Origin of the sequence: Anianabacter salinae, from assembly GCF_019061145.1 — a bacterium.
GTDB lineage: Bacteria > Pseudomonadota > Alphaproteobacteria > Rhodobacterales > Rhodobacteraceae > Anianibacter > Anianibacter salinarum.
Genome location: NZ_JAHQZS010000003.1, coordinates 239,624 through 261,627 on the forward strand (window position 1 = coordinate 239,624; position 22,004 = coordinate 261,627).

Below are 22,004 nucleotides of genomic sequence, written 5' to 3' on the forward strand. Positions count from 1 at the left end.
TTTTCAGAGCGCCGCGTATAGTCCGAACAGGCCAGATTGGAAAGGGGTTTTTCGCCGGTTGCGGGCGGCGTGAAAGCCGGGTCATGTCTGCGCCATGACTCGCCTGTCCCTCGATCTATCCCTCAGCCGCCAGACGCTGCCCGCCCTGTCCGCCATCGGCCTGTTCTGGGGCGCCTTTGCCGCGATGATCCCCGACATCAAGGCGGGGCTCGGCATGGGCGACGCCGCGTTCGGGTTTGCTATGCTGGCCGCCGCCGTGGGGGCGGTCGCGGCAATGTGGATGGCGCCCGTCGCCGACAAGGTGCTGGGCCGCGCGACACAGCCGCTGGCCGCGCTGGCCTCGGTTTTGTCCTTCGTCATGGTGGGCGCGGCGGGCAGCGTGCCGGTGTTCACTGCCGCCGTGCTGTGCGCGGGGGCCGCGACGGGCCTGCTGGACATTGCGACGAACCTGCGCATCGCGTCGGTCGAGGCGCGGGCGAACCGGTCGCTGATGAACCTCAACCATGCCGGATACTCGGTGATCTACGGCATCTGTGCGGCGGCGGTGGCGCTTCCGCGTGAGGTGGGGGTGGCGCCGGTCTGGGTGTTCGTCGGTGTCGGCGTGATCGTGACCGCGATGTCGGTCACGATGTGGATGCCTGCGGGCGATGCCGACGACGAAGGCACGGGATCGCGGTTCTGGTCCGGGTTCAACACCGTCGCCGTGCTGGCCGGAATCGTCACGCTGGTGGGCTTTCTGGCCGAGAACGCGACCGAGGGCTGGTCGGCGCTGCATGTGGAACGCACGCTGGGCGGCCGCGCCGCCGAGGGCGCGCTGGGGCCTGCGGTGCTGGGCTTTACCATGGGGGCGGGGCGGTTCATGGGGCATCTTCTGACGATCCGCGGCGCCGAGATGCGGGTGATCGGAGTAGCGGCGGTCCTGTCGGCGACCGGCAGCCTGGTCGCGGCTGGCGCGCATGCGCCGTGGCTGGCCTATGTCGGCTTTGGCATTCTTGGTCTCGGCGTGTCGGTCACCGCGCCGCTGGCGCTGTCGCTGGCGGGACGGCTTGCGCCGCCCGGCCGCCGCGCGATCACCGTTTCGCGCTGCGCATTGCTGGGGTTCCTCGGTTTCTTCATCGGCCCGCCGCTGATGGGCTGGATGAGCGCCGCCGTGGGACTGCGTGCCGCCTATGTCGGCATCGCGCTGTTGCTTCTAGCGATGCCTCTGGTGCTGGTGCCGCTGCGGGTCGCGGGCCTCAAAGCCAGTCGCCCATGAAGTCGCGCGGGATCAGCATGTTGTCGCGTGACAGATCGCCCACGAACCGCTCTCCGCAAAGGGCCATCGAGGTGTCCAGCTCCTTGTGGATCACTTCCAGCGCGCGGGTCACGCCCGCCTCGCCCATGGCCCCCAGCCCGTAGACATAGGCACGGCCGATGTAGGTGGCGTGCGCGCCCATTGCCAGCGCCTTCAGAACGTCCTGGCCCGACCGGATGCCGCTGTCGAGATGAACCTCGATCTTGTCGCCGACCGCGTCGAGGATCTGCGGCAGCATCCGGATCGACGACAGCGCCCCGTCAAGTTGCCGCCCGCCGTGGTTCGACACCACGATGGCATCCGCACCGACGTTCAGCGCCTGTTTGGCGTCCTCGGGATCGAGGATGCCCTTGAGGATCAGCGGCCCGTCCCACCAGCTGCGGAATTCCTTGATCCGTTCCCAGTTCAGCGAGGGATCGAACGCGCCGTTCGTCCAGCTGGCCAGCGACGAGGGATCAGCGACCCCGGCGGCATGGCCGACGATATTGCCGAAGAACCGCCGCTTGGTGCGCAGCATCTCAAGCCCCCACGGGATCTTGGTCGAGAGGTTCATCATCGAGGCGGCGGTGAACTTGGGCGGCGCGGACAGCCCGTTGCGAATGTCCTTGTGGCGCTGCCCCATGATCTGAAGATCGACCGTGATGACCAGCGCCGAGCATTTGGCATCGCTCGCCCGCGCGAATAGCCGCTTCATGAAGTCATCGTCTTTCAGCGTGTAGACCTGAAACCAGAACGGTTTTGACGTGTGCTCCGCAACGTCCTCGATGGAACAGATCGACATGGTGGACAGGGTGTAGGGCACGCCGAATTTCTCGGCGGCGCGGGCGGCCTTGATCTCGCCGTCCGCCGATTGCATCCCCGTCAGGCCCACCGGCGCCAGGGCCACCGGCATCGCCACGTCCTGCCCGATCATCTTGCTGGCCGTGGACCGGCCCGCCATGTCCACGGCGATACGCTGGCGCAGGTACAGCTTGTCGAAGTCGGACGAATTCTCGCGGAAGGTCTGTTCCGTCCAGCTGCCCGATTCCGCGTAGTCGTAGAACATCTTGGGGACGCGGCGCTTGTAGATGCGGCGCAGGTCCTCGATCTCGGTGATGACGGGCAAAGCTGGTCCTCCCACGGGCTACCGGACGGTGTTAGCCGCGCCCGGCGGTCCGCGCAACGATCACCGATGTCGCGGGAGGTGTCAGGTAAAGGTGACGTCCAGCGTCTCGAAGGGAGCGCCGTGGATCTCGCTGCGCCAGCGCTCGCCCGCCTGCATCTCGATCCCGTCCAGCAGCGTGCCCGTGGTAACGACATCACCCGCGCGCAGCGGCGGCTGGCTGGGGTCGGCGGCCAGCGCGTCCAGCAGGAACCGCAGCGCCTGCACCGGCCCGCCAAGGACGTATGCGCCGCGCCCCTCGCCGATCCGGGTCTCGCCGTTCCACAACTCGCAGGTCAGCCCTGACAGCACGGCGACCGGGTCGTCGCCAAGCGCCGCCAGCGGCAGGCGCGGCCCGACATAAAGCGCGCCGTGCAGGCCAAAGGCGGCCATGCAGTCGGGCGCGACAAAACGCCAGCCGGGGTAAGGCGACATCACCACCTCGAACCCGTGCGCGGCCCAGTCGATGCAGGCCAGAAGGGCAGCATCGTCCATCGCCGCCTCGGGCGGGGCGGACAGGCCGAAGACGATCTCGGGCTCGATGCGCGGCTCGGTCAGGCGGGGCAGGGGAACCGTCGCCGTGCCGCTGTCCGTCAGGTGCAGCGTGCTGTCCCAGATGTCGCCCCACACCGGGCCGGTGATGTTGTACTTCTCCCAGATGGTGCGGTTGGTGAAGCCGATCTTGCGCCCCACCGGCACCTCGCCCGTGGCCAGCCGCAAGGACCGGATGCGCAAGCCGATCGCCTTGGCGTCCTCCATCGTGAAGGCGCGTTCGGTGTCCGACAGCGGCGCGATCTGCCGCTGGCTGTCGCGCGCGTCCAGCAGCGCCTCGGCCAGTTCCGCGATCCGTTCCTGTGTCATGCCGCCCGTCATGTGCTGCCGCCCTTCCGGTTGCCTTTGCGCCAGTCTGTCGGTCGCATGGCGCGGTCGCAAGCGGATCGTCCGCACCGCCTGACGTGGCGGCAGGCCGGGAACATGGCGGGGCTTGGCCGATGCCTGACGAAGCGTCCGGCAAGGCGCCGCGCAACCGGGGCGCGGCGGGGGCCTGGGGCTACGATCCGGCGCGGGCTGTGCCTAGCTCTGGCTCAAGCGCCGGAAGCGGCGCCATCATTCCGAAGGAGGAACACCATGACCAAGACCACAAGCCTGATCGCAGGACTTCTTGCCGCCACCGTCTCGACCGGCGCGCTGGCACAAAGCCTGTCCACCGACACCGAAGCCGACGTTGGCGCCGATGTGGGTGCGGACGTGGGCGCCGAAGGCGTCGGCGTCGACACCGACATGACCGCACAGGGCGGCGCGGATGCGTCCGGCGAAGCCGCCACCAGCGGCATGTCCGGCAGCGGCGCGATGGACACGGAAACCCTGATCTCGGACCTCACCGCCTCCGCCGGGGCCGACGCCGCCATGGCGCTGAACGATCTGGGCGAGGACGCCTCGGTTCAGATCGTGACGATGTCGGGCCTCAACGCCGAAGCCGGCGAGCAATCCGCCGAGGTCGAACAGGCGATCGCGCAGCAGGAGGCGCAGCTTGACGCGCTTCGCAGCGAGATCGAGAGCCACCAGTCGATCGCGTCGAAGCTTGAGGCGGAAGGCTATGCTGCGGAAGACGTCGTGGCCTACGCCATCTCGGTCGAGGGCGATGTGACCTTCGTGGTCGACGACCGGGCCTGATCCTCTCCCGTCAGGCCGGGATCGGCCGCGCCCCGCCCAACGTGGCGGGGCGCTTTCGTCTGGATCAGGCGCGGTGGGCGCCGTCCGCGAGCGAGCGCACGAAGTCCAGGATCTCGGCCACCGGCTTGCCCTGTTCGATCTGCGCCACGATGGCACTGCCGACGACCGCGCCGTCTGCGATGCCCGCGATCCCCTCGGCCGCCTCGGGTGTCTTGATGCCAAAGCCGACGATGATTGGCAGGTCGGTGGCGCGCTTGATCCGCGCGACCTCGGGCGCGACATCGGCGGCCTGCGCCTCGGCCGAGCCGGTGATGCCGGTGATCGAGACGTAGTAGACAAAGCCGCTGGTGTTCTCGAGAACCTTTGGCAGGCGCTTGTCGTCCGTCGTGGGCGTCGCGAGACGGATGAAGTTCAGCCCCGCTTTCTGGGCCGGGATGCACAACTCGTCGTCTTCCTCGGGCGGCAGGTCGACGATGATCAGCCCGTCGATCCCTGCGGCCTTGGCGTCTGTCAGGAACCTGTCCACGCCGCGCGAATAGATCGGGTTGTAGTAGCCCATCAGCACGATCGGCGTGGTGTCGTCGCCGCGGCGGAACTCGGCCGCCATGTCAAGTGTCTTCTGCAACGTCTGCCCGGCTTCCAGCGCGCGCTGCCCGGCAAGCTGGATCGTCGGACCGTCCGCCATCGGGTCGGTGAACGGCAGGCCCAACTCGATCACGTCGACGCCCGCGCCCGGCAGGCCCTTGATGATCTCAAGCGACGTTTCCGCGTCGGGATCGCCCGCCATGACATAGGCGACGAAGGCTTTCCTGCCCTCGGCCTTCAGCGCGGCGAATTTGGCGTCGATGCGGGTCATGGGCTGGCCTTTCGGGATGTGCCCGCCCGATGTGCAGAAAACGCCGGGGGAAATCAATGGTGCTCGCAGGCGGATCAGCCCTTCGCCTTGCCAGCGGGGCAGCACGGGGATACATCGCGCCTCGTCTCAGCAATGCGAGGGTGACATGGGTTTCAAGACCGGGATCGTAGGTCTGCCGAACGTCGGCAAGTCGACGCTGTTCAATGCGCTGACACGGACCGCCGCCGCGCAGGCGGCGAACTTTCCGTTCTGCACCATCGAGCCGAACGTCGGCGACGTCGCGGTGCCCGATCCGCGCCTGATGAAGCTGGCAGAGATCGCGAAGTCCAAGGCGATCATCCCGACGCGGATGACCTTCGTCGACATCGCGGGCCTGGTGAAGGGCGCGTCCAAGGGCGAGGGTCTTGGCAACCAGTTCCTTGCCAACATCCGCGAATGCGACGCCATCGCCCATGTGCTGCGCTGTTTCGAGGATGGCGACGTGACCCATGTCGAAGGCCGCGTCGATCCCGTGGCCGATGCCGAAACCATCGAGACCGAGCTGATGCTGGCCGATCTGGAGTCCATCGAAAAGCGGATGCAGAACCTTGTCCGCAAGGTGCGCGGCGGCGACAAGGAGGCGATGCTGCAAGAGCGCCTCTTGAAAGAGGCGCAGGCGGTGCTGGAGAATGGCCAGCCCGCGCGCACGGTCGAGGTGCCCGATGAGGACCGCAAGGCCTGGGGGATGCTGCAACTTCTGACGTCGAAACCGATCCTCTACGTCTGCAACGTGTCCGAGGACGAGGCGGCGTCGGGCAACGCGCATTCCGCCGCCGTCGCCGAGATGGCGTCGCGGCAGGGCGCGGCCAGCGTGGTGATTTCCGCCAAGATCGAGGAAGAGATCAGCCAGCTCGACGCCGAAGAGGCCGAGATGTTCCTGTCCGAGCTTGGCCTGACCGAGGCGGGCCTCGACCGGCTGATCCGCGCGGGCTACGAGCTTCTTGGGTTGCAGACCTATTTCACCGTGGGTCCGAAAGAGGCCCGCGCCTGGACGATCCGGCATGGCACGCTTGCGCCACAGGCGGCGGGCGTCATTCACGGCGACTTCGAAAAGGGCTTCATCCGGGCCGAGACCATCGGCTATGACGATTTCGTCTCGAATGGCGGCGAACAGGGCGCCAAGGACACCGGCAAGATGCGCGTCGAGGGCAAGACCTACGAGGTGAAGGACGGCGACGTCCTGCATTTCCTGTTCAACGCCTGAGCCCGCGATCCTCTGCCGGACGGCGAGGGGAGAAAGCTGGATGATCGACGACCCGCTTCTGTGGTTCCTGGGCCTTGGATTTCTGCTTCAGGCCACCGGGTTCTTCATGCGCGACGAGCTGGCGCTGCGCGTTCTCGTCGGGCTTGGCCTGCTGTGCCAGGCCGCCGTCGCCTGGACCCTGAGCGAGCCGAGTTTCGATCCCGGCCTGACCGCACCGGCGCTGGTCCTCGTCAATCTCGTGATGATCGCGGTCGTGGCGCGAGAACGCTCGACCCTTGGGATGTCCAAGCGCGACCAGCGCCTGTTCGAGACCTTCCGCACGCTGACCCCCGGCCAGTTCCGCCGCATCAATCGCCTTGCAAGCTGGAGCTATGTCGACGAGGCCCGCCGCGTCATCGAGGAAGGCCAGCCGAACACGCATCTGCGCTACATCGACGCCGACCGCTTCGGTCTGGAAAAGGCGGGCGAGGCGCATACCGCACGCGGGCCGGGGTTTGTCGGTGAGATCAGCCTCTTGCACGGCGGCGTCGCCAGCGCGTCGGTGACGCTGCGGCCCGGGACCCTGTTCGCGCAGTGGGACTCCGCCGCCCTCAAGAACCTGATGGCCCGCGACCCCGCGCTGGCCAACGCCCTGACCGCGCGCTTCAGCTACGACCTCGCGCAGCGCGTCGCCACCAGCATCCCGATGGACGCCGCACCCCGCGACTGACCGCCCGGTTTTCTTCTTGCCCCGCCCCAGCCATGTCGCTAGACGGGCAGGCGGAGACGTGGCCGAGTGGTCGAAGGCGCTCCCCTGCTAAGGGAGTAGGCCCGGAAGGGTCTCGAGGGTTCGAATCCCTTCGTCTCCGCCATTTCACGGTTTTAAGCTGTTGTATTTGATGGGTAAATCTTCTGGGCGCTTCGGTCAGCCCCTCTTGTCTGCCCCTTAATTTGTCCTGCCACCGTTGTCTTTGCGTGTCATCACCCCTGCCGGGGACGCCTATTGCCTTCCTGTTGCCTTGTCGCCGCACCTGCGTGCTGAGCATCTTCTAGGGTCGGGCAGGGGGATGGCTGGACAGCTTGGACAGCGTCCGGAGAACGCGTCCGGACAATTTTGAATTGGCACTTGGACAGCGTGGAGAGCCCGCCCCCGGACGAGCCCCCGACCCCTCGGCCTGCCCCGGCGCGGGAACTGTTACGACGCCGTCGCCGAGAGCTTCTTCCAGCTGCTGAAGCGAGAGCGTATCCGGCGTCGCACCTCCCCGACCCGCGACGACGCGCGGCGAGACGTGTTCCAATACATCGAGCTGTTCTACAACGCAAAGCGCAAGCATACGAACAACGGCATGCTGTCGCCCATTGACTTCGAGATCAGGCAGCAGAAACGGAACCAGGCAGGCATCTAGGAAACTAAGGGCACCTCATAGGTTAGCCAATTCCTAGACTTGTAGGTCGGTGTTGGTGGTCTGTTCATGAAGCCAAGCTGCCACGCCGGACTCATGAGATGAATCTCACGCGAGATTTGTGCAACAGAGACGTTCAAACCACTTAGAAAGTTAACATCATCAGTCCGCCAAACAGCAACACGGATGAAAAAAACTCGATCAGTGATTTCTGGCAAGCGACGGAAAGCGCCACCATGCCGGCATAAATCCATGCAATGATGCCGGAGCCGATGAACACAAGGCCAGAGTGTCCCAAGGTGGTGAAGATCACACCCAACGCAATGGCTGCCGTTCCAATCAAGCTTACAACGTAGGCGAAGATGACCAATTCTGACGTCTTGACGTTCATGATCGAATGGTCCCCAAATAGCCGAGTTACCAAGCTGTAACAGTGCCCGTTCTGGGCTGAAAGCGCCGTCTTTCGTTTTTATCACATCCATCTGCGAAAAAATACCGCCCCCTGCATACCTCTGCATGCAGGTCGTCGTGGAGGACGTCGGCCGCATGTGGAGGATAAGGACATGGCCGATCAGGCTACAGACGCGGCCCGCGATGTGGGGGCGGTTCCGAAGGATTGGCTCCCGGGTCTGATTCAGAACGCAAAATATGACATTCCTGCCGGATTCATTTTGTTCCTGATCGCGCTTCCCCTGAGTCTGGGCATCGCGATTGCATCGGGTGCGCCCCCGATTGCCGGTGTGATTACGGCCGTGATCGGTGGAATCGCAGGTTCGTTGCTGGGCGGATCATATGTGACCATCAATGGTGCAGCGGCGGGCCTGATCGCCGTGGTGTTCGGTGCAGTGAATGGACTTGGGCTTGACCCGGCCACGGGCGATGTCGACCTCTTGCGTGGCTTCCGCGCGGCCCTTGCTGTTGGTGTGGTGTGCGGCGTCATTCAGATCGGCATGGGTCTTCTGAAACTTGGCAAATTGACCAGCCTTTTTCCTCTGAACGTCGTTCATGGGATGCTTGCGGGCATCGGTATCATCATCATGGCCAAGCAGTTTCACCTGGCGCTTGGCGTCGAAGTGTCCGGGCACATGATCCACACGATCGAAGCCATCCCGGAAAGCATCGCAAGCCTGGTGCCGAATGTCGCGGCCATTGGATTGGCCAGCCTCATTCTCATGATACTATGGGGTCGGCTTGGTGCAGTGGCCAAGTTCGTGCCCGCTCCGCTCGCAGTTGTAGTCATCGCGATCGCGCTGGCAGAGCTGCTGGGTGTCGAGGATGACTACCTCGTCGCGGTTCCGACCAACATCGCGGATGCCTATCTGTCGCCGGACTGGAGCCAAGTCGCGACCCCGTTGTTCTGGAAGTTCGTGATCACTTACGTCTTTGTCGCCAGTCTGGAGTCGCTGCTTACAGCCACGGCCATCGAGAAAATGGACCCATGGAAGCGTCGCGCTAACATGAACCGCGAACTGATGGGTAACGGCACCGTGAACATCATTTCGTCTTTCGTCGGTGGTTTGCCGATGATCGCGGAAGTGGTCCGCTCGTCCGCCAACATCATGAACGGTGCGCGGACCCGATGGGCAAACCTGTTTCACGGCGTCTTTCTGGCATTGGCAGTCGTGCTGTTGCCGGTGGTTCTGAACATGATCCCGCTGGCTGCATTGGCTGGAATGCTGATGTTCATCGGCTTCCGTCTCGCCCATCCGAAAGAGTTCGTACACGCCTACAAGACTGGCAAGGAAGAGCTTTTCTACATGGTGTTCACGGCGCTGATCGTCGCCTTCGAGGACTTGCTCGCGGGAGTGGCGGCCGGTTTTATCGTCGCCGCCATCGTGAACGCCGTGCGCGGTGTACGCAGCGTCACGGCCGATGCCGAGGTCATTGGCACGGGCGAGAAGATCACCTTGCGCCTGAGGGGTTCCCACGGGTTCCTGAACTTCCTGTCTTTGCGCGGCAAGCTGGACGAACTGCCCCAGGGCCGCGCGTTGACGTTGGACTTGTCCGGGGTCCGCTACATTGACCACACCGTGCATGAGCAGCTTCACGACTTCGAAGCGGAGTATGCCCGAGGCGGCGGCAGTGTTCATGTGGTCGGCAAAGATGAGCTGCGGCCTCTTGCCCAAAGTCCTGTCGGCGCGATGCGGGCTGTTGGCTGACCTGAACGATACCATGCCGCGCGCCAACCAGGGCGCGCGGCACGTGCTGCCGGAAAATCTAGATCTATGGAGACTGTGATGGGCGCTTCCGTGTTATTGCTTGGCCTGCCGATCCTTGGCTCAATTGCAATCATTTTCGCACCTGCCGGAAACGACGGTCGTGGACCGCTTTGGACGGCTATTGCCGCTGCCGGAGTCGTGCTGGCCACAGCGCTGATCATGGCCCTGAGAATCGAAAGTGGAGCTGGGGTCCAATACGTCACCAATATCGCCTGGATAACCGAAATCGGCGTCCAGTTTCATATTGGTCTCGACGGGCTTACAGCGCTGATGACTTTGCTCACCGCCTTGTTGAGCGTCGCTGCACTGGTCGCTGTCCCCGGCACTATGGGGAAGGTAAACCGCCCGTTCCTTGTTTGGTTCTTGTTGCTGGAAGCCACGGTCATGGGGGTGTTTCTGGCGCGGGACTGGTTCCTGTTCTACCTTTTCTGGGAACTTGCCTTGATACCCATGTTCTTTCTCATCGGTGTTTGGGGCGGACAGCGGCGCGCGCGCGCTGCCTATTCGTTCTTTCTGTACACACTCGCGGGTTCGGTCGTGATGCTTATCGGACTCATGGCCGCTTATCTCGAGGCCACTGCGCAGGGCATCGCCCATGGTTTCGAGATGTCTGTGATCGCCGAGGCAATGCAGTCCGCGCCTGCATCACTTCAGGTCTTCGTCTTTATCTGTGTTTTTGCCGGAATGGCCGTCAAGGTTCCCGTGGTTCCGTTGCACGGCTGGCTGCCCATGGCGCATGTCGAAGCACCGGTTCCAGCTTCCATCATGTTGTCGGGAATTCTGCTGAAAATGGGTGGCTACGGTATGATCCGGCTGTCCGAGATGGTGCCCGGCGCCTTCCAAATGTTCGGGAGTGCCGTGTTGGTCCTCGGGCTTGTCACCATCATCTATGGTGCTGTTCTGGCGTTCCGGCAGGACGACCTAAAGGCGATGATAGCCTATTCCTCTGTCAGCCATATGGGCTTTGTCGTTCTGGGCATCGGATCGATGACAGAAATCGGGGTACGCGGTGCTGCGGTGCAGATGTTCAGCCATGGCCTTGTGACAGCCGCGCTGTTCGCATTGGTCGGAGTTGTCTACGCGCAGACGCACAGCCGCAGCCTGATCCTGTCGTCGGGGATCGGTCGTGGATCACCCCGCTTTGCAATTCTGATGACCCTTGCCTTGCTGGCATCGATGGGACTGCCCGGCCTGTCGGGCTTTGTTGGTGAGTTTCAGGTCTTGATGGGAGGCTACGAGCGCTGGGGTCAATCCGTGGCCATCGCCGGGATCGGGATCCTGTTGGTAACGGCATATTCGCTGCGGGTCTTTCGAAGGTTGATTCTGGCACCGTCGCAGCGCGAAGGCGTCGTGTTGCGTGACCTTGGAGCGCTTGATCTCGCCGGGATTGTGCCGCTCGCCATCCTGATGGTTTTGCTCGGTCTGTTCCCATCACCAATCGCCAATCTGGCCGCAGGCGTGCTGCCCGCCGTGCAACCCTGAAAAACCGGAGCGTAACCATGGCAACATCATCCAAAGCGAAGCCCCGCAACTCGGCGACTTCTGCCAAGAGTTCCGAAGCCAAGCGCAAGGAACACCTCGTCCACGCGGTGCATCACACGGCGCATATGCTTAGTGAACAGGGACCGATGAACATTACCTTTGTTCACAATAATACGCTCTTGGGCTTGCAGTCATCGCATTTTCACGAAGGTATCGAAACGGCACGTCAGACGCTGGGAATAGAAGGCTACGAGCCGGAGGCGAAGTTCCTCCAGGACTTGTCTGATGGCCGGATCACCGAAGTGGATCTGGACACCAGTCTGTCGATGCAACCCGACTTTGGCCCCGAAACCATTGTCACGACGGTTGCCGGGCGTCCGATTACCCGGGCCGAGCTGGTAAAGGCGACCCTTCGAAACGGAGCCGTGACGCCGCTTACGCCGGTTGCGATCAGAAACAGTTTTGATCCGGAAAGTGGCTTGCTGGCGCTTGGTCCAGATGAATTGGTCCTGGAGCGAAGGCTGGCCGCCGAAGGCCGGGCAACCGTCGCGACGATACGCGAGGAAATCGGCGAGACGTTGACATTGGGAGCCTGGCTCGGACGCCACTTCGGCCTTGATGTCGACGGCATGATCGAAGAGGCCCTGTGCGAGGCAGCGGGCCAGAATGTGGGTGCCGATGCGGATCGGTCCCTCTCCGACATGGGCATTTCCTATCCTCGTGCAAATTTATATCTCGCGCTGATGATTGATCGTTGGGGCGACCTGGCGGCGTTGGCGTTGGCCATCGAGTCCCGTTTGGTGGCAGAAATCGCCGCCGAACGACTTGATTGCGAAGGCAAACTGGATTCGATCGTTGCCAGCTTCCTGGATCAGCCCGCAGGCTATGCGGTACGTGCCCTGCATTCCGCTGTACTTGCGAACCTTTACCCCGACGGGCCGCATATGATCGACCATCAAGCCACTCCGTTTGGAAGTGGTGCTGGTTTCGATACCCTGCGCCCTCTCGACGTTCAGGGTTTGGACCTGTTGAACACGATGATCCGGAGCGTGGCCCCGGAAGAGCAGCCGTCTCTATCCCGACTGAAGACGGCGTTGGTCGCCGGCTATGTTGACGACGCCGAACTGACCGAGTTGTGCCGTCTGGCAGAAGTTGCGGGTGACACAAAGCACCGTGCCGCCGCGCGCAAACTTGCAGCCGGCACCGCGACTGAAATCTTCGAGGCGCATTGCTTGGACCAGGCAAACGACCTGGTAGAGGGATTGTACCAGGGGCGTGATCTGTCGGATCTGGTGCGGGAGCTGACTGGTATCGACGTTGCACAGAAGGTCAACGCCGCGATGATCAGGCACCTTTCGGCATTTACTGACGAAGGCATTTCCTCGTTGCGGATGCCTGATCGTCACCTGGGCCTGTTTGCGGCTTGGCGGCAGGCAGCCCCCTTCGACGAGCTGTTGCGATTTGAGGCACTCGAAGGTTGGCAGGATGAACTTTCGGCCCTGCCCGAGGATGCCGGCGAGGCGTTGATCGCGATGTTGGATCGGATCGGTATCCCAGAAGCCGCATGGGAGCCATTTCTGGGCCGGATGCTGGTACAACTAAGGGGCTGGGCCGGGATGATGTTCTGGATGGAAATCCATCCCCGACACCCCAAGCAGGCGCTGCATCCCGCCGATACGATCCAGTATCTTGCGGTTCGTCTGTTCACTGAACTTTCCGTGGTCGGTCGTATCCTTCAGGAAGTGTGTGGCATAGCACCGCAAAAGAACGCGCTTGCGGATTGGGCCATGCGCAACAGTGCCGAAGTGTCGCTTCGCTTGGCCTTGCACCGGGGTGATCTGGAACCGGTCGTTGCAGAAGCCGCCTCGCTCATGCTGTCAATGCGTCCGCCGACCGCTGTTGAGCGTCGCCAGATCGTCAATCTGGCGCGGCGTGCATGGCTTGTCAGCGCGGTTGAACAGAGAAAGGCGCATGTCGCGCAGACCTCGAATCGCGCAACCCGCGTCTGTGCGGCCCTTGGTCTGACACCGCAGCAACTTGCCGACGCACCGGGCGCCTTGGCTGTTCTGCTTTCCGAAATCGACAAGGTGGATTCTCGCAAGGCAAGCCGGATTTGGCTGGAAGCCTTTGAAACGCACTATCGTGACGAGGTGTTGAACGCCCTTGCCCAGAACAAGGGGCGCGGACGGTGGATCAACGGCCGGGATCGGCGGCCGCGATCGCAAGTGGTGTTCTGTATCGACGAGCGCGAAGAAAACCTGCACCGATACTATGCAGAGCTTGACCCAGACCACGAAACCCTCGGCGCTGCGGGCTTCTTTGGAATTGCCATCGCACACAGCCCCTTGGGCGGCCACGATCATACGCCGCTATGCCCCGCAGTTGCGACCCCCGGTCACCGCATCGCGGAAGTGCCGCGTGATAGCGACCTGGACACGACCTGGCCACTGGTCCAGGGCAGAAAGGTCTATTCCGATGCATTTGCAGCGGTGATGTGGGAGGCCAGGCGAAATCCGCTGGTGGCCTATGTGACCGCGCAACTGACAGGACTGTTTCACGCAGTTCCAATGGTCGGCCGGGTGTTTGCCCCGCTTGGCTACCAGCGGGTGTCCGACCACGTACAATCGCGATATTTGCCCGAAGTCGCAACAAGGCTGACCCACACCAAGCTTCCCGAGGATGTTCTTGCGAGGCTGGGGCTGCATGCGGAGGCGCTCCCTTTCGGGTTTTCGATCGAAGAAGCTGCCGACCGGGTCGAGGCACAGCTGCGGAATTGGGGCCTGACCTACCAGTTTGCACCGATCGTGGTCATATGCGCCCATCGATCGTTCAGTGTGAACAATCCGCACGAGAATGCGCATGATTGCGGTGCGTGCGGCGGCAAGGCAGGGGGGCCCAACGCGCGTCTTTTCGCGGCTCTGGCGAATGAACCGGCCGTGCGCGAGGTATTGCGGTCGCGAGGTATCGATATCCCCGACGACAGCTGGCTTGTCGGGGCAGAGCATAACACCTGCAACGATGACATTCTGATTTTTGATGTCGAGGACATTCCAGACGAACTGTCCGGAGCGTGGGAAGTCGTCGCCAAGGATCTGGAAGAAACCTCGCGCCGTGCCGCGCGCGAACGCTGCCGCCGATTTCGGTCCGCCCCCAAGGACGCATCAACGGAATCGTCGTGGTCGCATGTGAAGGCTCGCTCGCAGGATCTAAGCCAGGTGCGCCCGGAATGGGGTCATGCAACGAATGCCTTTGCGCTTGTTGGGCGTCGTGCGCTGACGCAGGGGCTGTTTTTTGACAGGCGTGGCTTCGTTATTTCCTACGATCCGACGCAGGATTCGGATGGCACCGTTCTCGAACGGATCCTCTTGGCTGTCGGGCCGGTTGGTGCGGGGATCAACCTTGAATATTACTTTTCTACCGTCAACCCCGATGGTTACGGCTCGGGCACCAAGGTGCCACACAACGTTGTTGGCATGATCGGTGTGATGCCTGGAGCCGAGGGTGATCTGGCCACCGGCCTGCCACGTCAGATGACTGAGGTTCACGAGGCGATGCGCCTTCAGTTGATCGTGGATGCGCCCCTTGCAGTGCTGGGCGAAATCTATGGCCGCCAGCCGGGCATTCAGGAGCTGCTGAACGGACAATGGGTCCACCTGATCGCCCATGACCCCGAAACCTGTACCTTCCATCGCTTCGTGCCGGGGGTCGGTTTCGAGCAGTGGGACAAGCCGCTGACCGAGCTGGCCGAGGTCGACCACAGCTATGAATGGATCCGTGGCAAGCATGACTGCTTCCTGCCGCCGGCTCGGATCAAGGAACCGCAAGCCCGCTGGGATGCGGTTTTGCACTGAAGGGGACACCAGATGGACAACATATTTCTCGCATTGATGTTTCTGCCAACCATGCTTGCTGTGGCTGCGATTGGCGCGAGCCTGTTTTCCGGCGACAGGTGGCTTGGATGGAAACAGGTTCAGATGGTGGCTTTGGCTGCTACGGGGATTTCCGCATTGGGTGGGGTGGGCCTGTTCGCTTCGCGACTTGCTACGCCACAGACTGCAACGGTCAGGGTTATGGAATGGTTCCAGATCGGCGGTCAGTCTGTTGACATCGCCTTCCGGCTTGATCCGCTCTCGGCCATGATGGCAGCGCTGGTTACGGTCTTCGGGGTCCTGATCTGCCGTTTCTCGATAAACTATATGCACAACGAAATCGGGTTCAGCCGCTATTTCCTGGTTTATGCGTTGTTCATTGTGACGATGCTGATGCTTGTCCTGGCGGACAATCTTGTCCTGATGTTCCTCGGCTGGGAAGGCGTTGGCCTGTGTTCTTTCCTGTTGATCGGCCATTACACCGAACGGACGGCCTCGGCCCGGGCTGCAACGGAAGCCTTCGTCACGAATAGGTTGGGCGATGCTGCCTTCATTCTTGCAATCATCATCCTGGCAATCGGTGCTGGAACCGTACGGCTTTCGGAACTCCCCGAAGCGCTGTTGTCCGCAGACCCATGGGTAGCGCCTGCCGCGGCCTTGGGTATTGCGGTGGCAGCTATGGCAAAATCGGGACAGTTTCCACTGGGTGGTTGGATGAACCGCGCCATGGAGGGCCCTGGACCGACCAGTACGCTGTTCTACGGCTCAATCATGGTGAGCGCGGGTGTCTTTCTGGTCGTGCGACTGTCACCCTTGTTCGAGCTGGCACCTGCAGTACTGACGATCCTCGCTGTATTCGGCGGACTGACGGCGATCATCGCATCCCTGACATCGCAGGCCGCAAACGACATCAAGGGCGCTCTTGTGAATACATCGGCCATGCACCTTGGCATGATGTTCGTCATCTGCGGGTTGGGCGCCTATGAATGGGCGATTTTCTATATCATCGCGCACGCCTTTTACACCGGCTATCAGTTCCTGACGGCACCGTCGATCCTGCACATATTGCATGGGCGGCCGGATTTCTCGGACAAATCGGTACCGGACCCTGTCCCTGCAAATGTAGGCGTCGCGCTATTTTTCGCCGCTGTGATGGCGCTTACTCCGCCGCTGTTGACGATGACCGGAACGGAGATCGGGCTGACGCTGCGGGTTGCAGTTACTTTGGGTGCTGCGGCGTTGGCCACAACGTTGCTGTTCTGGATGGCGGCAAAAGCCGTGCGCTCTGCCCAAACCGGACACGATGACCACAGCCATGAACATGTGCCGGCGCGGGTTCGTCTGGGCCCCGCCGCCAAGGCGGCCGTGACAATTGTCATCGCAGCCATGGCCGGAGTGCTCTTGCAGATTCTTCCCGTCGAAGCCGGGGATGCAGGGTTCGGCGAGTTTCTTGGGTTGCCACAAGGCAATGCGGCATTGGCGGTCCCTGCGCTTGCCCCGCTTCTGGCATTTCTTCTGGCGCTCGCGGCCCTGCACTCGGTTTATTCAGTCTTGCACGTCACACGGTCATCCCCCGAGGCTGGCCTGTCCGGCAACACCCTGCTGCGCGCGCTGCACCGGGCGGCACGGAACCGGTTCTGGGTCGATGCTGTGCTGAAGTCGGTCTTGATGGCCTCTGTATTGCGCTTCTCAGAGCGTCTTGCCCGAGCCGATCACCGTCTGGCTCAGGCCTTGCCCTTGCTGACCGAACGCACTGCGAATGCGGCAGGTGATACCATCGGATGGCTTGACGCTGCGCCACGCGCAGCCGTGGAGTCAATTCCTGGAATAGTCGGCATGCAAATGGCCGAGGCCGCGCGACATGCGGAAACGAAGGCGACGGAAGGGTTTGAAGAAACTCTCGACCGAAGCTCCGGATTGCTTGGCAGAAGTGCGTTGGCTGTAGAACGAGCGCTCGGGCGACCTGTGGTCAGCGTCGGCGTGATCATCTTGGTGGCCCTTCTGGCCCTTGCGGGAGCGTAACCCATGAACATGTCCACTTTGACTGCGGTCGAACAAGCAGGCTTTCCATTGCTCTCGTTGCTTCTTTTGGTTCCTGCGATTGCCACCCTTTTGCTCTGGTTTGGCGGGTCACCAGTCGGTGCGCGCAAGTTCGCCATTGCCGCTGCCTTGACGCAACTTTTTCTAGCGGTCGTAGTGATGATCGCATTTCGGACCGACCATGCTGGGCTACAACTTGCCGAGACGGTGGGCTTCTACCGTCTGGGTATTGACGGGCTTAGCATCCTGTTCCTCCCGCTTACCGCGATCCTGACGCTGTTCTGTCTGCTGGCAACCCGCCCACGGCACTGGGAGGGCATTCAGAGCGACGTGTGCGAGCTGGCCCAGAACTCCGCTCGCACCGGGCCTGAGGTCTCCAAGTTGACCCGGTCCACACTTCGCGAGACCCGATACTTCGCGGCCCTCATGGCACTGTCTACGATCTTGACCGGGGCCTTTGTCGTCGCCGACATGCGGTTGTTCTGGCTGTGCTTGTCGGCCGAGGCGTTCCCAGCCTGGTATCTGCTCAGGTATTTTGGGCGGGTAACGGAGACCGGGTCAGGCAATGGCGGGTCTGCACGAAGCTTTGCAGTTACCATGGTTCTGGCTGCGGGTCTGTCCCTCGTTGGACTGGAACTGCTGGCTGGCTACTTGGGCGGGTCCCACTACGGGCTTATGGCGACGTCACCTGTTCCAGCTTCGGTTCAGGGTGGTGCATTCGTATTGCTATCTCTGGCTTTTGCGATCCGTGCGCCGCTGTTTCCGCTGCACGCTTGGCTGCCGCAGGTTTTGAACGCGGGTCCGGCCATGGGACTGGGTGTCTTCCTAGTCGGCTTGAAAATCGGCACCTACGGTTTCCTCCGCTTCGTCATAGCGCCGCTGCCGGACGCAACCGCCGAATATGGCTGGATCATCGCGGTCCTCGGCGCAATCGGCGCGGTTTATGGCGGGCTCATGGCTTTGATCCAGACAGATCTGCGTCGGCTGCTTGGCTATGCCAGCATTGCCCACATGGGGGTTATCGTGATCGGCCTGTTTTCATTTAATGTTTACGGGATTGAGGGTGGGCTGCTGCAGATGCTTACCATCGGGATGGCGGTTGCGGGACTGTATGTCTTTGGTTCTTTCATCGCCGAACGTGTCGCATCCCCCGACGTAAGACATCTGGGCGATCTGCTGTCCAGCGCACCATGGCTCGCAGGAGTGTTCCTGCTGACTGCCATGGCTGCGGTCGGTATGCCGGGGACGTCCGGTTTTAACGGCGAGCACCTTGTTGTCATCGGGGCCGTCAAGACACATTGGTCGCTGGCCCTGGCTGTTGCGGCGTCCACCGTGTTGACCGCTGCCTATCTGCTACGCTTCTTCATGCGCGCCTTTATGGAACCGGCCCGCCCGGGTCAGGACGGCTCGGGATTCAGTGACCTTCGAGGCGGCGAACGCCTGATCGCAGGATCGTTGGCCGCTGTTGTGTTGCTGGTTGGCCTGAACACGGGCCCTTTCATCGCTCTTGCAAGGCCCACAGTCGAAGCCATTTCGGCGCGGCAACCCATCAGGGAACACTCTGCAGTGACCCAAGTCTTGCCCAGCGCTTTCCATCAATCCCACAACACCACCGACGCCAACTGAAGGAGCTGATTGATGCAGGACTTGACCTTTCTGGAGACCCCTGGATTTCCCATCCTCTCCTTCATGATCTTTCTGCCCTTGCTGACCGCCATCCTGTCTGCCGTGACGCCAAATCCCCGAACCGCGCGCCTATGGGCGGTCACCGGTGCATCACTGTCTGCACTTCTTTCGGTTCTGGCGGTCTTGGTATTCCGGTCCGATTTCTCTGGATATCAGATGCTGGAACGCGTGGCGTGGCTGCCCGGTCTGGGTGTGGACTATGCAGTTGGCGTGGATGGTATCAGCATTCTTTTTCTGCCGATGACGGCCTTTCTATTCGTGGCGCTGATGCTTTGCTTTCCTAAGGGAGGTGGGCGATGGGTGAATGTAAATCTGCTGGTCCTCCTGTCGTCGACGCTTGGATGTTTTGCCGCTGCAGATGCGATGTTGTTCTTCGTCTTCTTCGAGGTTGCCCTTGTTCCGGGGTATTTCCTGATCAAGTTGGGAGGCCGCGCGGATGACCCGGCAGGCGCAGCGCGGCGCTACATGATATTCATGCTGCTCGGGTCGCTACCGATCATGGCGGGTCTGGTGCTGGCAGGCGGTTCTGCGGAGGAAACGACCGGCGTCCTTTCCTTCAATATTGATCATCTGGCCGCTGCCGGTCTGCCGCAGGGCACGGAACTGGTGGTCTTTGCCTTTCTGGTCTTTGGGTTCGGGCTGAAGGCCCCAGCGCTACCTCTGCATCTGTGGCTAGGGTCAAGCGTGGCTTCGGCACCGGTCTCAATCATGGCTTGGTTGCTTGGCGTGAAACTAGGAACCTATGGGTTTCTGCGGTTCGTTCTGCCGCTCACGCCGGATGCCTCCTTGAGTTTCGCACCTTGGATCATAGGGTTGGAAGTGGTTGCCGTGGTCTATGCCGGGCTGATCGCGCTTACGCGTTGCGATCTGCGCAGCCTGCTGGTCTTTTCGTCTATCGGGCATGTGGGGTTGATGACGGCGGCCGTGTTCTCGGGCACCGAGGACGGCTGGCGTGGCGCAATCTTGATGATGCTGAACGCCGGTATTGCAACGGCGGCCCTCGCAATATGTGTCGGGTTCATCGAGCGGCGCCTTGGAACATCGGACCTGCGCGCAATGGGTGGTTTGATCGCCAAGGCACCACGGTTGACAGCGGTCGTCTTCGTCTCCGGGCTGGCCCTGATCGGGGTTCCAGGCACGAGCGGTTTCGCAGGCGAGATACTGTCATTGAAGGGTGTCTTTGAGGCAGGCTGGGCTTTCGGCCTGATCGCGGTCACAGGCGTATTGCTGGGGGCTGGGTATTTCTTCACTGCGTATCAGCGCGGCTTTCTGGGTCCTGTTCCCGGACGGGTTGTCGGTATCGGCGATTTGCGTGGTCCCGAAGCCTTGGTTGGCGCAGGGATGATACTCGCAGTCGTTGTGCTCGGGCTGTTCCCGAGTCTGCCTGAAGGCATGACCCGCGCCAGTGTCGCGGCGGAGATTCAACGCCAGACCGTGCGTGTCGCAGAGAAGAACGGGAAAACGCCCGAGCTCACCAATGCCGTGGAAATGGAGCGTGCGAACATGTCGGAGGACGCGTCGTGAACAGTTCTTCTTCGCGTTCAACGCGCCCAGACATCGCCCAATCCTTCCCTTGCAACGGAGAGCATTGACATGAGTGCCGTTTCCCTAGCCCCGATTCTCGCTATCTTCTCCTCTCTTGCCGGGCTGGTCGGCGTAGGAGCTTTCCACGCCTCAGTGCGAATGCGCAATACGGCGGTTCTTGTTGCGGCGGTATGTCAGACGCTGGTGTTACTCTACATGGTTCCCGCCGTTCTGGACGGTCAGGTTTTGACTTTGGAGATCTCGACGCTGCTGCCCGGCGCTGGCCTTGCGTTTCGGGTTGATGGACTTGGTCTCACCTTCGCCCTGATCGCGTCGATACTGTGGCTGGTGACGGCAATTTATTCTTTCGGTTACCTCGATATTCTGAAGTCGGGCAACCAAAGCCGGTTCCAGGCGCTTTTTGCTTTGACCATCACTTTCACCGTCGGCGTGGCCTTTGCCGCAAACCTTGTCTCGCTCTATCTGTTTTACGAGGCAATGACGGTCGCAACCTATTTTCTTGTCACGCATGATGACACGGACGAGGCACATGCCGGAGGGCGGCGCTACTTAGCTTATCATCTGGGTACGTCCATTGCGTTCCTTCTGCCGGCGATCGGGTTGACTTGGCATCTTGCCGGGTCGCTCAGCTTTGTGCAGGGCGGGCTGTTCGCAGATTTGGACACCGAGACCCATCGCGGGATGCTGACCCTTGCTTTTGTTCTGTTCCTGGCAGGCAGCGCGAAAGTCGCAATCATGCCGTTGCACGGATGGTTGCCCGGGGCGATGGTGGCGCCTGTTCCGGTGTCGGCACTCTTGCATGCGGTGGCGGTGGTGAACGCAGGGGCGTACGGTGTACTACGCATACTCAGTGATGTCTTCGGCGCACCGGTGCTGACTAGCCTGGGGCTGGACCAGATTGGAATTTGGTTGGCCTCTTTCACGGTCGTTGCGGCGTCGCTTTATGCGTTAAGGCTGGATAATCTAAAGGCCCTGCTTGCGTTTTCGACCATCGGCCAACTGGCCTATATTGTACTGGGTGCGTCTCTTGCGAACCCAGATGGGGCGATGGGCGGGATGTTGCACATCCTCAATCACGGTTTGTCGAAGATCACGCTATTCCTCTGCGCTGGGGCAATCTACGTCGCGACCCACAAGAAATACGTGTCTGAGATGGCTGGACTGGCTCGGGAGATGCCGCTGACGGTACTGGCCTTCGCGATCGGCGCGTTCAGCATGATCGGACTGCCGTTGACGGCCGGCTTCATTTCCAAATGGTATCTCTTTGCCGGGGCGCAGGATGCCGGAAGCATGGTCGCCCTAGCGGCGTTGATCTTGTCCAGCATGCTGTCTGCTGCCTACTACCTGAGAGCGCTTGCGATTTTCATGGGGTGGACTGGAGAGCGGAGTGCTAGGCTGTCGCGGCTTCCGCCTGTTCGCCTCGGTACGGAAGTGGATGGGCGAATGCTGTGGCCATTGGTTGTCTGTGCCATCATGACATTACTGGTTGGAGTATTTCCGGATCTGTTTGCCTTGCCCTTGCTTGTCCCTGTTGTTGAAGCCTCTTTCATGCGCTGATCAGCTTTTCGTTGAC

At 61.8% G+C, this 22,004-nt stretch carries 15 protein-coding genes, 1 tRNA gene and 1 pseudogene; 13 read left to right on the forward strand and 4 right to left on the reverse strand.

Annotated elements, in window-relative coordinates:
* Window positions 1-94: 94 nt before the first annotated feature.
* Window positions 95-1,255, forward strand: coding sequence for an MFS transporter (locus KTJ87_RS10165; protein ID WP_267139010.1), 1,161 nt, complete (start codon window positions 95-97; stop codon window positions 1,253-1,255).
* Here KTJ87_RS10165 and KTJ87_RS10170 read toward each other — a convergent pair.
* Window positions 1,236-2,399: an alpha-hydroxy acid oxidase gene (locus tag KTJ87_RS10170; protein WP_267139011.1), complete on the reverse strand. Its 1,164-nt coding sequence runs from the start codon at window positions 2,397-2,399 to the stop codon at window positions 1,236-1,238. The genes KTJ87_RS10165 and KTJ87_RS10170 overlap by 20 nt on opposite strands.
* Window positions 2,400-2,480: 81 nt before the next feature.
* Window positions 2,481-3,296, reverse strand: a complete 816-nt coding sequence (locus tag KTJ87_RS10175) for a 2-keto-4-pentenoate hydratase (RefSeq protein WP_267139012.1) — start codon at window positions 3,294-3,296, stop codon at window positions 2,481-2,483.
* 267 nt (window positions 3,297-3,563) lie between these two features.
* On the opposite strand from KTJ87_RS10175, the gene KTJ87_RS10180 reads away from it, so the two are divergent.
* Entirely contained in the window at window positions 3,564-4,109 is a 546-nt protein-coding gene (locus KTJ87_RS10180; RefSeq protein WP_267139013.1) for a hypothetical protein, read from the forward strand.
* A 64-nt stretch (window positions 4,110-4,173) separates the two neighbouring features.
* On the opposite strand, the gene trpA is transcribed toward KTJ87_RS10180, so the two are convergent.
* The gene (trpA, locus tag KTJ87_RS10185; protein ID WP_267139014.1) at window positions 4,174-4,965 is read right to left on the reverse strand and encodes a tryptophan synthase subunit alpha; all 792 of its coding nucleotides are present in this window, start codon (window positions 4,963-4,965) and stop codon (window positions 4,174-4,176) included.
* A 145-nt stretch (window positions 4,966-5,110) separates the two neighbouring features.
* On the opposite strand from trpA, the gene ychF reads away from it, so the two are divergent.
* From ychF to KTJ87_RS10205, 4 genes and pseudogenes are all read left to right on the forward strand, one after another.
* A complete protein-coding gene (gene ychF / locus KTJ87_RS10190) occupies window positions 5,111-6,208 on the forward strand; it encodes a redox-regulated ATPase YchF (RefSeq protein ID WP_267139015.1) in 1,098 nt (365 codons plus the stop codon).
* A 40-nt stretch (window positions 6,209-6,248) separates the two neighbouring features.
* A complete protein-coding gene (locus KTJ87_RS10195) occupies window positions 6,249-6,917 on the forward strand; it encodes a cyclic nucleotide-binding domain-containing protein (protein WP_267139016.1) in 669 nt (222 codons plus the stop codon).
* 52 nt (window positions 6,918-6,969) lie between these two features.
* Window positions 6,970-7,059: transfer RNA gene (locus KTJ87_RS10200), tRNA-Ser, on the forward strand.
* A 306-nt stretch (window positions 7,060-7,365) separates the two neighbouring features.
* Window positions 7,366-7,593: pseudogene (locus KTJ87_RS10205) on the forward strand (IS3 family transposase); the annotation flags it as partial.
* 142 nt (window positions 7,594-7,735) lie between these two features.
* Here KTJ87_RS10205 and KTJ87_RS10210 read toward each other — a convergent pair.
* Window positions 7,736-7,981, reverse strand: a complete 246-nt coding sequence (locus KTJ87_RS10210; protein WP_267139017.1) for a hypothetical protein — start codon at window positions 7,979-7,981, stop codon at window positions 7,736-7,738.
* Between the two features lie 172 nt (window positions 7,982-8,153).
* Here KTJ87_RS10210 and KTJ87_RS10215 point away from each other — a divergent pair, with 172 nt between their 5' ends.
* The 7 genes from KTJ87_RS10215 to KTJ87_RS10245 all read left to right on the forward strand — a co-directional run bounded on the left by KTJ87_RS10215 (window position 8,154) and on the right by KTJ87_RS10245 (window position 21,988).
* Window positions 8,154-9,749, forward strand: a complete 1,596-nt coding sequence (locus KTJ87_RS10215; protein WP_267139018.1) for a SulP family inorganic anion transporter — start codon at window positions 8,154-8,156, stop codon at window positions 9,747-9,749.
* A gap of 78 nt (window positions 9,750-9,827) precedes the next feature.
* Window positions 9,828-11,291, forward strand: a complete 1,464-nt coding sequence (locus KTJ87_RS10220) for a complex I subunit 4 family protein (protein ID WP_267139019.1) — start codon at window positions 9,828-9,830, stop codon at window positions 11,289-11,291.
* A 17-nt stretch (window positions 11,292-11,308) separates the two neighbouring features.
* Entirely contained in the window at window positions 11,309-15,142 is a 3,834-nt protein-coding gene (locus KTJ87_RS10225) for a putative inorganic carbon transporter subunit DabA (protein WP_267139020.1), read from the forward strand.
* Window positions 15,143-15,154: 12 nt separating this feature from the next.
* Window positions 15,155-17,182 (forward strand): NADH-quinone oxidoreductase subunit 5 family protein, encoded by a 2,028-nt coding sequence (locus KTJ87_RS10230; protein ID WP_267139021.1) that lies wholly within the window; start codon window positions 15,155-15,157, stop codon window positions 17,180-17,182.
* Between the two features lie 3 nt (window positions 17,183-17,185).
* Window positions 17,186-18,826, forward strand: a complete 1,641-nt coding sequence (locus KTJ87_RS10235) for a complex I subunit 4 family protein (RefSeq protein WP_267139022.1) — start codon at window positions 17,186-17,188, stop codon at window positions 18,824-18,826.
* A gap of 12 nt (window positions 18,827-18,838) precedes the next feature.
* Window positions 18,839-20,410 (forward strand): complex I subunit 4 family protein, encoded by a 1,572-nt coding sequence (locus KTJ87_RS10240; RefSeq protein WP_267139023.1) that lies wholly within the window; start codon window positions 18,839-18,841, stop codon window positions 20,408-20,410.
* A 69-nt stretch (window positions 20,411-20,479) separates the two neighbouring features.
* On the forward strand, window positions 20,480-21,988 hold the full coding sequence (locus tag KTJ87_RS10245) for a proton-conducting transporter transmembrane domain-containing protein (protein ID WP_267139024.1): 1,509 nt from the start codon (window positions 20,480-20,482) through the stop codon (window positions 21,986-21,988).
* Window positions 21,989-22,004: the final 16 nt, after the last annotated feature.